The following is a 12,703-nucleotide window of genomic DNA, read 5'->3' on the forward strand; positions in this document are numbered from 1 at the left end:
ATCCAATGAAACCAAAAACAGTCTCCAGTCAGATGGCTATTACATGGGGGAGAGGGTTGAAAATATCTAAACGCTCTAAACCACTTGGAAGCCGGATTGCTGATATATGTATCTGGGTTACTCTTTTATTAGTGACAGCCCTATGTGTATTACCTTTACTTAACATGGTATCTATCTCTTTTAGCGACCGAGTTGCGGCCCAAGCAAATGAAGTGGGGTTACTGCCTGTCAATTTTAATGTCGGTGCTTATAAAGTTCTCTTAGGAGATACACAGTTTTGGAGATCGTTTATGATATCGGTAGAAAGAGTGGTCCTAGGGACGGCCCTTAATATGTTGTTAACAATTTTGATGGCTTATCCATTATCAAAAAGTAAGCAGCAATTTAGATCACGTAATATTTATATGAATTTATTAATTTTTGCAATGCTTTTTTCCGGTGGGATGATCCCAACGTTCTTAGTTGTAAAGAGCTTAGGATTGCTTGATACCATTTGGTCGCTTGTATTGCCAGGTGCAGTACCAATCTTTAACATTATCCTACTTATGAACTTTTTTAAGAGTATTCCAAGTTCATTGGAAGAAGCGGCAATTATGGATGGGGCGACAAAATTAAAAGTCTTATTCAAAGTTTATTTACCTATTTCACTGCCAGCGTTGGCCACTATTTCACTTTTTGCAATTGTAGGTCATTGGAATGACTACTTTAGTGGTTTGCTTTATATTAACAAAGCGGCTAATTATCCATTGCAAACATATATTCAACAACTAAACATCGACGTAACAAAAATTACAGATGTGTCTCAATTAAAAGCTGTAGCTGAAATTTCAAATCAAACATTAAATGCCGCGAAGATTGTGGTTTCTACAATTCCTGTACTATTAATCTATCCGTTTTTACAGAAATATTTTACAAGCGGATTAGTAATCGGTTCTGTTAAGGAATAGCCTTTTTTAAGGGGACATGCAAATGAACTTATTTCAACACAGTAACCATTTGATGAATTCGCTCTATACGATTCTAAAACTGACGGGGATTTGGTGGCTCTTAAATGTCCCATATATATTAATAGGAGCGTATCTCTGGGGGGCACCTGATGTAGCTACCGTTCATATGATGGGCATCACAGGCCTAATCCTTTTTCCATTTGTGGCAATCCCAGCGACTGTGACAACCTTGGCACTGGCAAGAAAATATATAAAAGGTTACGATGAGCTTCCGTTTTTTAAGTTTTTCTGGAAGTATTACACAAGGGAATACGTAAAAAGTATGATCTTTGGGATTATTAATACCGCAGTATTAACTGTATTTTACTTATCCATAAGGTATTATGCAGGGCTTTCTCCTATATTGGCGACCTTCTTTTATGCTCTGGCCATTGTGACCCCATTTTTCTTCCTGTACGTTTATAGTTTTCTTGTCGACCAGGAATTACCTTTGAAGGCATACTTAAGCAATAGCATGATGTTATTGCTCAAATATCCTTTCAATGGGCTTCTTATGATTTTTGAGATATTCGCAGCTGCTTATATCATGTGGATGGTCTTTCCACCTTTATTACTCTTTATTTTGCCTGGGTTGGTCGCTCTTCTATCGACTTATTTTTATGAGAAAAGTATGAGAGCTGAATTGAAAAAGAGGCAAACTAGTCAAGAATTATTTACCAATTAATGATAGATAACTATTTTAGTTAAATCGCGGTTGAACCATATTGATTGAAGCGGTAACATGGAATACAGATGAATGGAAGAAAAGAAGGGATCATATGAACAAGAAGCCACTAATTAAAAAGTTTTCTACGAAGGTTATCCTTGCTATTTGTATTGGGATATTGATTCCTACTTCGTTCATAAGTGTATTCTATTTTATCTCTTCCTCTAACATTGTGAAAGAAAATGTCAGGGAATCTTCTCTTCAGACATCTACCCAGGCGGCTGAATCCCTATCATTCGCTTTGTCGGTAGGAAGTGATATGTCGGATCTTCTGTATAGTAACAAGCGGCTTCAGGAAATGGTCAAAATGGACCGGGAACCCCAACTTTCTCGGATTGATAAAGAACAGAATTATGATGAAATAAAAACTTTTTTAAATTCACAAATTTTTTCAAGCTCCTTTGTTCGAATTCTCTATATATTAAAAGAAGAGGGAACGAGCTGGGGGAGCGGAACTTTTTCACCTGTTAAATTGAGCAAATATCATCTCGTAGATTTCGATTGGATTCAGGAATCCAAGAAGAAAGATGGGGCCCTCGTTTGGCGGGGGCTCCAATATGATTTATTTAGCGGGGCTGGTGAGAATACGGAGCTTGTTCTGCCAGTCACTAGGGTTATGAAAGACTTTACTAACATGGGGAATATCGCTTATATACAGGTGAATCTGGACGGTAAATCAATCCTGAATAAAATAGAACAATTAAAGCTTGGAAAAACAGGCCATTTTTTTGTTGTTAACGACAAGGGTCAAATCATGATTGATTCCAATATGGATAAAATCAACAAGACTGTTGAAAATCCTGATTTGTTCAAGCATATTCAAAATAAAAATACTGATGAATTTGAATTTAAGAACAATGATGAACTATTTTATGGAGTGAAACAACCATTGTCGAATGGCTGGTCATTGGTGGGGATTGTGCCTATTAAGGAAATTACGGGTGAGTTGACAAAGCTCCAGCAAATTACCATATTAATTTCGATCTTATTTACTCTATTTGCTGTTGTTTTTGGTTTAATTGCAACCAATAAGGTCACAAAACCGATAAAAAAACTGACGGAGCAAATGAGGCAGGTCGGAAAAGGGAATTTTAAAGTTCGCTCCGAAGTTAATTCAAATGATGAGATTGGGTTGATGAGTGACCAATTTAACCAGATGACGAAACAAGTTGATCAATTACTGGAGCAAGTAAAAGAGGAGCAAAGTCTTAAAACAGAAGCTGAACTAAGGGCAATTAAACATCGGATCAATCCACATTTTCTATTTAATACCCTTACTACCATCCGATGGCTTGTACAATTTAAGCAAACAGATAAAGCAAATACCGCTTTATCTGCATTAAGTCGTTTGCTTGAAGCGAGCATGGGGAAGAATGGTAACTTTGTCACGCTCCATCAAGAGTTAGAAATTATTGAACGATTCCTTGTTATTCTACAAATCCGCTATGATCAGACTTTTGATTTACAGCTGAATATCGAAGCAGGAACCGAAGTATTTGTTATTCCTAGGATGCTTATTCAACCTATTGTAGAAAATGCAGCCTTCCATGGCCTGGTTCCTACTGGGAAATCTGGAAACATATCGATTAAAGCAAGTACCTTAAACAATGGTATAAAAATTGAAGTACATGATAATGGAATCGGAATTCAAAAAGATAGATTAGACCAAATCAGGCGAAAAGGGGAAACCCAAAATTCATTTTTAGGTATCGGGTTGAATCATGTGTACGATTCGGTTCGGCTTTATTTTTCACCAGTATCAACTGTAACGATTAAAAGTGGAGAACATGGGACTTTGGTTACTTTAGAATTATTCCCTAAAGATGGGGGTGGAAAGCATGTATAACGTCATGGTAGTAGATGATGAACCAGTAATACGATATGGTTTAAAGGCCTCTGTTGATTGGACAAGGGAGGGCCTTCATTATGTAGGAGATTACCCAAACGGAGAGGAAGCCCTTAAAGCAGTAGAGGGCATAACCCTTGATTTATTAATTACAGATATTAAAATGCCTGTTATGGATGGCCTTATATTAATGAAGGAAATGCTCCAACTTTTTCCCCGGTTAAAAGTGATTCTCGTTAGCAGTTATACCGACTTTGATTACGTTCGGGAAGGCTTACAGTTAGGTGCTGTAGATTATGTATTAAAACCTACCTTAGAACCAGAGGATTTCACCAAGCTAATTCAGAAGTGTGTGGATATGATCAAAATGGATCGGATGGTCGAAGAAAAACTGGCACTTGTGAATCAAACCACTTTTATAAGGGAACGAAAAAGTTTAGAGCAGGCTATTAAAAAAGTTATTCTTGAGGACGCTTCTTCTGAGGAACTCCATCAGAAAGTGAGCTGGCTAAAGGAACCATTCCTTTTGTCAACCATGACACTTAATCATAATGATATGTTAGAAGAACAGTATGGTTTTTTATATAAAACAATGATTTTAGAAGATGTTCAGAATTATTTTTATAACAATATGGATGAGGGAATTTGTTTTCCAGTAAATGAGAATCAAATGTTTTTTCTATTAAACACAAAAGTAGATCCGTATGTGGTTATCGGAAAATTAAAAGAGGAACTCGAACAGGAAACAAACTCTAGCTTTACGGTTGGCTTCGAAATGATTCAAGATCTATTATCTGTAAAAAAGGGTTTTGAAAGAAGTCGATTAGCTTCTGAACAAAGGTTTTTTCATTCAAATGAATCTATATTCCGCTATGAATCATTTAAAGCGGGAAAATTGACTTCACTGGATATTGAGTGGCTACATCCAATTCTATTGCCTTATGACAAACAAAGACTAATGGACTTTTTAACGAACCGATTTCAAGAATGGGAGTCGAAAATGGCTCTTCCAATGGAAATAAAAAATGATGCCTGTGAGATTTTCGGCCATCTGTTCATGAAACAGTTGGATTTTGATACATTAATGGAAAAATATGAGCAGATAAAGAAGATAGAAACGTTAGATGAAATCAAGAGTACACTGCTGCTGCAGATAGAAGAATATGTCGAGTTGGGCCAGCAAAAGCGTCATCATCCGCATGCTGACAATGCTATCATGCAAAAAGCTCTTGATTTTATTCATGGTCATTATACAGGAGAACTGACATTGCAGTTGGTCTCCAGTCATGTCCATATCAGCCGCAATTATTTTAGTGTCTTGTTTAAACAGTTAATCGGTGAAAATTTTATCGATTATGTGATGAATCTACGGATACAGAAGGCAAAAGAACTATTAGAAAATACCTCATTAAAGGTGTATGAAGTGGCAGAACAATCCGGGTTTAACGATGTAAAGTATTTTAGCAAGCTATTTAAGAAGTTAATAGGATCAACACCAATTGATTTCCGTTCAAAAAATCAGAGTCCATTTTAAGTTTGAAACTTCGACATATCTGATACGGAAGGAGGATGCTGGTTTTGAATTGGAGGCTTTTAGGAATCGTATTAGCAGGATTGTTGTTTATCTCAGGCTGTAATAACCAATCGATTATGTATGGAAGCCATTCTCTTTCAAAAGCGGACAAAAAGAAGGAAGAAATTATTGTATGGCATACTTATAGTGAAGAGGAAACAAAAGTATTTGAAAACGAGGTCATTCCTCTATTTGAAAAACAGCATCCCGATATTGATGTCAAGCCTGTCCGTCAGCCATATGGTGAACAATTAAAGTGGACACTTCTAGCAAGAGCATCAGCCAAGAGACCTCCTGATATCGTCCGTATGGATATTTCATGGGTTCCATTTTTTGCAAAGATGGGACAAATCTATTCTGTCAGTGATTTCAATGATTTTACTCAGGTAAAGGAAGGTTTTCTTGAGGCACCATTAAAATCAAACCTTCTTAACGGAAAATATTACGGCCTCCCCCTTAATACTAATACGAAGGTGGCCATTTTCAATCGCCAGCTCCTTAAAAATGTTGGATATACTAATCCTCCTGGTAATATGGATGAATTACTGGATTTGATTCTCAAGAACAACTACCGTATAGGTCTGACTGGATATACGGCTTGGGAAAGTCTGCCTTACTTTTATGGGTTTGGCGGGAAAATACTAAGTCCCGATTTAAAAAAGGCAGAAGGATATTTAAACAGTCCCAAAAGTATTCAAGCCGCAGAGAAATTACGCATCCTCTTTAACGCATCAGGGAATTCGGATACTTGGGAGGGCGTCATCGATGGAAAGTATTTAATGATTGATGAAGGTCCTTGGTTTTATAGTATTCAATCTCCTCAAAAGCTTGAAGAAATTATGAAAAATACTATCTCAGTTCCGTTTCCTGTTACAAACGGAAAAGGGTCTATTCTTGGTGGAGAGAATCTTGTCATCATGAAAGGAGCCACGAATCCGAAAGCTAGTTGGACATTTGTCAAATGGATGGCCACTTCGGTGCCACAAAAGCTTTTAATGAAAACAGGCCTTATGCCCACTGCAAAAGGGGTGAATATAAAAGAATCGATTAAAGAGGCTGGTTACATAGATAGTTATATTGCAGGTTTAGAGAATTCCTTTTCATTACCACCCTTGGCTAATTGGGCCGAGATTGAAGAAATTTATATAAAATATATTAGGATGATCATCCTTGACCAAATTGGCGCTAAAGAGGGAATGTCTCTTGCAGCCAAGGAAATAGATAACCAACTTCTGAAAGAGAAAGGAAGATAAAGATGGAAAAGCAATGGTGGAAAAATAGTGTCGTTTATCAAATTTATCCGCGAAGCTTCATGGATAGCAATGGAGACGGAATCGGAGATCTCCGTGGAATTATTTCTAAACTAGATTATCTAAAAGAATTAGGTGTGGATGTCATTTGGCTGTCACCAGTTTATCAGTCCCCAAATGATGACAATGGGTATGATATCAGTGATTATCAAAAAATCATGAATGAGTTTGGTACGATGGAAGATATGGACGAGCTATTGAAACAGCTACACGAACGTGATATGAAACTGATGATGGATCTGGTTGTGAACCATTCATCGGATGAGCATCACTGGTTTGTCGAGTCGCGTAAATCAAAGGATAACCCATATCGTGACTATTATATCTGGAGGCCGGGCAAGGACGAGACAGAACCGAATAATTGGACCTCTTTCTTTAGCGGCTCAGCATGGCAATATGATGAAGCAACGGAAGAATATTATCTACACCTGTTCAGCAAAAAGCAGCCTGATTTGAATTGGGAAAACCCTACGCTTAGAAAAGAAATTTATGACATGATGAAGTGGTGGCTGGATAAGGGGATTGATGGATTCCGAATGGATGTGATTAACCTGATTTCAAAAGTGGATGGACTTCCGAGTGCTCCTGGGGGAAAACCATACGACTGGGGCGGAGATTTCTTTATGAATGGTCCGCGTGTCCATGAGTATTTGCAAGAAATGAATCAGGAAGTTCTTTCAAAATATAACATTATAACCGTTGGTGAATGCCCTGGGGCCACTACCGCAGATGCCATAAAGTATGCAAACAATGAAGGAACAGAGTTGAACATGATTTTTACCTTTGAGCATATGGATTTGGATTCAGGTCCTGGAGGTAAATGGAATGTAAAGCCTTGGAAGTTATCTGACCTAAAAGAAGTTATGTCCAAATGGCAGAATGATTTGGAAGGTAAAGGATGGAACAGTCTTTATCTAAATAACCATGATCAACCAAGAATGGTTTCCCGCTTCGGAAATGATAAGGAATACAGGGTTGAATCTGCCAAAATGCTTGGGACCGTTCTTCATATGATGAAAGGGACTCCGTATATCTACCAAGGGGAAGAGCTTGGTATGACCAATGTCTGCTTTGAACAAATAGAAGATTACAACGATATTGAAATCCACAATATGTATATGGAGAAAGTGGTGGAAGGCGGGGAAGATCACAATCAAATCATGGAGGCCATTTATATAAAGGGCCGTGATAATGCCAGAACACCGATGCAGTGGGATAACAGTGAAAATGCTGGGTTTACGATAGGGAAACCATGGTTAAAGGTGAATCCTAATTACAAGGAAATCAATGCAGCTCAAGCAGTTGCCGATCAAGATTCGATTTTTCATTACTATCAAAAGTTGATTAAACTTCGTAAGGAATATGAGGTGATTGTCTATGGTAGATACGATTTAATCTTGGAAGCTGATGAAAAGATTTACGCGTATACGCGGACACTAGGAAATGAGAAATTAGTGGTTTTGTGTAATTTCTCTGGTGAAGATGCACCAATTGAATTTCCAGATGATATTAAATTTATTAAGCCTGAACTGTTAATTGGCAACTATGAGGTTAATGAAGAAGTCCCTGTTACCTCATTTAGCCTGAAGCCATATGAAGCACGAGTTTATTTAATAAAATAATCCTTATTTGTTAACCCTGTCTGATTGGCAGGGTTTTTTCGTGGAGTTCTTTTGGTGTTTTTTATTTCTCACCTATTAATATAAAACACTATCGAAATCAAGTTTACTTCTAAAGAACAAAATAAAAGACACCAAAAAAGTATTGTTAACGGTTACAAGTTACCTTTGTCTATAAGAAAATGAACCTATCATCTCATTTCGAAAGGAGTCTTTTGTTCACAATATCTCAAGAATTTAAGGAGGAAGCCATGAAAAAATCCAAAAAGAAACGAATATTACCAATTGCTAGTTTAGTTGCATTAAACTTGACTCTAACTTCTCTGCCGTTGATACCAATGACAAAAGCTCACGCCACAAGTCCCAATATTTATGAGGCTGCTAAAAAGCAGCTGCCAAGTGAACCAATTCAAGCCTTTTTAGTAGATAAAGCCCGTTATAATCCGGGGGAAAAAGTGACAATGTCACTACTTTTCGATTCATCTAAGGAATGGAAAGGTACACTTAACTTGGACGTCTATCATTTAAATGAGAAGGTAGCGGAAGGAAAGAAGAATATTCAGGTCAAGAGGGATGTAAAGGGATTAGAAATCGTCTGGACTCCACCTGCTGATAACTTCCGCGGTTATATGGTAAAAGCCTCAATCGAGGGGTCCAATCAAACGCTAACCGCTGCAATTGATGTCTCCAGTGATTGGACTCACTATCCACGTTACGGGTATACGACGGAGTTTCCTAAAGAGACAGCCGTTGAAAGCGATAAAAAGATGAAGCAGCTTACACAGGAATATTATTTAAATGGATTCCAATTTTATGATTGGATGTGGCGCCATGACGTATCGGTTTATTCCAAAACGGGCAGTAATGGGAAACCGATTTTGGATAAAGACGGAAATTTTATTACTGAAGAAATCGGTTCAAATACAGTTTACAAAGATTTATTAGGCCGAATGCTGTTTCCGCTTACCATAAAGCAACAGGTTCAAGCTGCGCAAAAATATAATGCAGCCGCCATGGCTTATCAAATGAACTACGCGGCAAGGGAAAATTATCAGGATTTCGGTGTAAAAAAAGAATGGGGACTGTATCGGAAGAATGCCCAGTTTCCCAATCCTTCTCAACAGGATCAGGAAGGTTTTATCTTTGACTGGGCAAATACAGGACTTTACCTTCAGGATCCAGGTAATCCATCTTGGCAAACTTATATTAACAAACAGTTTGCTAGAAGTGTAAACGATTTCGGCTTTGATGGAATGCATCTTGATCAATGGGGCGCAAATGATAATGATTACTTATATGACTACAATGGTGAGGAACGTTATTTTTCCAAGGACTATGATTCACTAATCAATTCAGTTAAAGATTCACTTGTGAAAAATAATAGTAAGAAGGATTTTGTTACCTTTAACATGGTTGGAGGTAATGAAGGCTACAAGGATGTCCCTAAGCCAACGACTAACACGGATTTTGATTACAGTGAAATTTGGCAGGACAAGGACAACTATCGTGATCTAGTTAAAGTAGTAGAAGATACTCGTAAGACAAACGGCGGAAAAGCTGTGGTTATTGCAGGATATATGAATTATAAGCAGGCAACCGGAATTCACTATGAGGCTGCAGATGTGAAAGGTATTCCGAAAGCAGAGCGATTTTCCTCTAGTATTCAAAAAGTCCCGGGCTGGGTAGGGGACTTCGGAAGACAAGACGAGGATCAAATTATTTGGACAGTGGATGTTCCGGAATCAGGAACCTACAATGTGGATCTCAAATATGGACATGATAATGAGGCTAGCCCAGAAGGGAAGTTATCTGTTAATAACCAACTTGTAGAGAATGCCATTACTTTTAATGAAAAAACAGGTTGGGGAAATCCAGTTGCCAATAAGAATTTATCTCTGCATTTAGAAAAAGGAACCAATAAAATTAAGCTTCAACTTAACACCAACAATCTGTGGCTAAACGTAGATAGTATGGTGGTTAAAAACGATTCGTTTGAAAAAGAATATGAAGCTGAAGATGCAGAATTAATCAGTTGTAAAGTTGATAAAATTGGACATGTGGAAAATTTTGAGATAGACGGAGATTATATCGAGTTTACGGTAAAGTCGGCCCAGGCTGGAACTTATCCAATTCAATTTGGCTATAGTGTAGGAACAACGGTGGTCAATCGTAATCTGTATGTGAATAATGAGCTCATATCTAATTCTATTAAATTAGAACCAACTGGAAGCTGGGAGATATTTAATGATTCCGAAGCTATTCAAGTGCCTTTAAAAGCAGGAGAAAATAAAGTGGTATTAAAGGTAGAAAAGGTAAATGATACAGGCGCTAAAGTAGATTATCTTAAGGTAGGGGATTCTCGCTATCAAGCGGAAAAATCAACTGTTGGCTGGGACCCTACTCAGAAGCCAATAATAGAAACAGCAAGTAATCAAATTAGTAACTTTAAACAGCAGGGAGATTATCTGTCTTTCAAAGTGGATTCAGATGAGTCTAAAGAGTTACCAATCTCCATTACATATAAAAATGCTGGAGCGGAAACAGAACGCAGTCTTCTTGTAAATGGAAAAAAAGCAGGAATCGTTCACTTTAATCAGACAAACGCTGGCTGGAACAAGGTTCATGTACCAATCTATCTTTATAAAGGAACAAATGAGATTCAACTGAAGATGGAAGATCAAACCACTGAAAAAGGTATTGAAGTGGATCAGTTGGAAGTAAACCATCAAGTAATTGAAGCAGAAAAAACCGATCTAGGCTGGAGTCCTGTTGAGGCTAGAACGAGCAGCATTTCTGTATCTCCTGGAAAAACCGATAATTTTGGTCAGGCAGGTCAACGGGCCATCTTTACCGTTAATAACGAAAAAGAAACAGATACTCTCCGGTTTAAATATCGTACCGGTAATAATCCAAGGGTAAATATTTATGTCGATGGAAAATTAATACCAGCAAATAACTCATATGTGGACGGGAAAACGGTTTCTGAGAATATTTTTGCCAGTACACCAGGTGGCTGGGACGGTGCAATGGTGGAAAAGTCTATTAAAGCAATTGTACCTGCCGGCCAGCATGAGGTGTTATTTGAATTGGCTTCAAATGGAGAGTATATCAATTTAGATAGTTTGCTGGTTGGAGATGAGGAATATCAAGTCGAAGAGGCAGCTTTTGCTCCGGAAGGTAATGGAATTACGACATCAGAAGGCTATATATACGACTTTAACGAGGATGGGGACTTCCTGACTTTTGATGTAAATACAGCAAATGCAGGGAAGTATGATTTGACATGGAGGTATAACAATGACTCTTCGTCAAAAAGAACGGCGAATCGTTCTGTTTATGTAAATAACGAGAAAATAGATGATGTTAATTTTGCTTACAGTAATAATTGGAAAGATCAAACTATGACAGGAATTCCTTTAAAAGAAGGAAAAAATAAGATTACCATAAGAGTCGAGAATCTAGATGATGATGGGGTGAAGCTAGATTATTTACAAATCGGAAGTAAAAAGTATCATGCCGAATCAACTAATTCTCTGCCTACAATGCAAATCTATAAAGATACGTTATTAAATTTCGGACATGCAGGGGATGAAGTTACTTTTGACGTAGATTTAAAGGAAAAAGGAGAAACTAGTTTTATATTTACTTATTCTAATGCAGGAGCCGACACAGTAAGAACAATCTATGTGGATGGAAAACCAGTGTTAGATGACAAAGGGAATCCGTATACGGTCGCATTTAATACTACAAAAAATATAGATACCTATAGTGAAGACGGATATGTGGTATTACCAGGTTTAGATTCAGGTAAACATACGATTACGTTGAAACAGGATGATAATCAAAAGGGTTCTATTAATTTACGTCGTATGACCGTTGGACTATTTGATGAACCATCGGTACGTTTAATGGATGCGGGACTCGCGGCAATGGGCGCGACACATATTGAAATGGGTACAGCTGAGAAATACGATGAAGGACCTAATATGTTGGCACATGAATATTATCCGAATCGCAGTAAAAAAATGAGTCAATCTCTTAAAGAATCTATGAAGGATTATTATAAGTTTTTTGCTGCCTACGAAAATCTGCTTTTTGATAGTAAAGGGACGGATCGGATGATAAAGGCCGAAGAGAAAGGCCAGCCACTAAAAGTCAGCAGAGATGGAGAGAAAAATACTATTTGGTCAATTGTTAGGGAAAACAAGAATAATGGTTTTGAGGACTATGACGTAGTTCATCTCATTAATCTATTAAATAATGATTCCAACTGGAGAAATGCAGCATCAAAACCAATTAAGCATCAAGAATTAACAGTACGATACCCAATAGGAATGAGCCAACAAGAACTGCCTGACTTAAAGGTTTATTCAGCTAGTCCGGATGCCGACCAGGGACAATTAAAAGAACTTCAGTATAAATGGGAGAAGGAAGAGTTAGTCATTACCCTTCCAAGCTTGGAATACTGGGAAATGATTGTCATCGACCGCGACGGAATTGAAAATAAAAAAACAGAGAAAATAAAATAGTATGATATTTATAGAGTGAGATTATCTGTAATGTATAAATCTCACTCTATTCTTCTATTTTTATAAAGCCAAGTCCCTTTTTTAGGTAGAAAATGTAATGATAGTTTTAAAGA

General features: G+C 37.5%; 7 protein-coding genes. All 7 read left to right on the forward strand.

Annotated features, from left to right (window positions below):
• Window positions 1-32 precede the first annotated feature (32 nt).
• The 7 genes from ACE198_RS24740 (at window position 33) to ACE198_RS24770 (ending at window position 12,590) form a co-directional block, all read left to right on the forward strand.
• Window positions 33-947, forward strand: a complete 915-nt coding sequence (locus ACE198_RS24740; RefSeq protein WP_098572274.1) for a carbohydrate ABC transporter permease — start codon at window positions 33-35, stop codon at window positions 945-947.
• A 22-nt stretch (window positions 948-969) separates the two neighbouring features.
• Window positions 970-1,671: a YesL family protein gene (locus ACE198_RS24745; RefSeq protein WP_180230011.1), complete on the forward strand. Its 702-nt coding sequence runs from the start codon at window positions 970-972 to the stop codon at window positions 1,669-1,671.
• A gap of 94 nt (window positions 1,672-1,765) precedes the next feature.
• Window positions 1,766-3,559 (forward strand): cache domain-containing sensor histidine kinase, encoded by a 1,794-nt coding sequence (locus ACE198_RS24750; protein ID WP_375377408.1) that lies wholly within the window; start codon window positions 1,766-1,768, stop codon window positions 3,557-3,559.
• Window positions 3,552-5,093 (forward strand): response regulator transcription factor, encoded by a 1,542-nt coding sequence (locus ACE198_RS24755; RefSeq protein WP_180230012.1) that lies wholly within the window; start codon window positions 3,552-3,554, stop codon window positions 5,091-5,093. The genes ACE198_RS24750 and ACE198_RS24755 overlap by 8 nt, the downstream gene beginning before the upstream one ends.
• Before the next feature lie 44 nt (window positions 5,094-5,137).
• Entirely contained in the window at window positions 5,138-6,385 is a 1,248-nt protein-coding gene (locus ACE198_RS24760; protein WP_375377409.1) for an extracellular solute-binding protein, read from the forward strand.
• 2 nt (window positions 6,386-6,387) lie between these two features.
• Window positions 6,388-8,064: a glycoside hydrolase family 13 protein gene (locus tag ACE198_RS24765; protein WP_375377410.1), complete on the forward strand. Its 1,677-nt coding sequence runs from the start codon at window positions 6,388-6,390 to the stop codon at window positions 8,062-8,064.
• Between the two features lie 248 nt (window positions 8,065-8,312).
• Window positions 8,313-12,590 (forward strand): glycoside hydrolase family 66 protein, encoded by a 4,278-nt coding sequence (locus ACE198_RS24770; RefSeq protein WP_375377411.1) that lies wholly within the window; start codon window positions 8,313-8,315, stop codon window positions 12,588-12,590.
• Window positions 12,591-12,703: the final 113 nt, after the last annotated feature.

The sequence above is a fragment of the Neobacillus sp. KR4-4 genome (assembly GCF_042136325.1).
Classification (GTDB): Bacteria; Bacillota; Bacilli; order Bacillales; family Cytobacillaceae; genus Neobacillus.

What these genes read in the sequence shown, in the direction of transcription:
- ACE198_RS24740 (WP_098572274.1), top strand. Translation starts at nt 33, where the DNA reads ATGGCTATTACATGGGGGAGAGGGTTGAAAATATCTAAACGCTCTAAA.
- ACE198_RS24745 (WP_180230011.1), top strand. Translation starts at nt 970, where the DNA reads ATGAACTTATTTCAACACAGTAACCATTTGATGAATTCGCTCTATACG.
- ACE198_RS24750 (WP_375377408.1), top strand. Translation starts at nt 1,766, where the DNA reads ATGAACAAGAAGCCACTAATTAAAAAGTTTTCTACGAAGGTTATCCTT.
- ACE198_RS24755 (WP_180230012.1), top strand. Translation starts at nt 3,552, where the DNA reads ATGTATAACGTCATGGTAGTAGATGATGAACCAGTAATACGATATGGT.
- ACE198_RS24765 (WP_375377410.1), top strand. Translation starts at nt 6,388, where the DNA reads ATGGAAAAGCAATGGTGGAAAAATAGTGTCGTTTATCAAATTTATCCG.
- ACE198_RS24770 (WP_375377411.1), top strand. Translation starts at nt 8,313, where the DNA reads ATGAAAAAATCCAAAAAGAAACGAATATTACCAATTGCTAGTTTAGTT.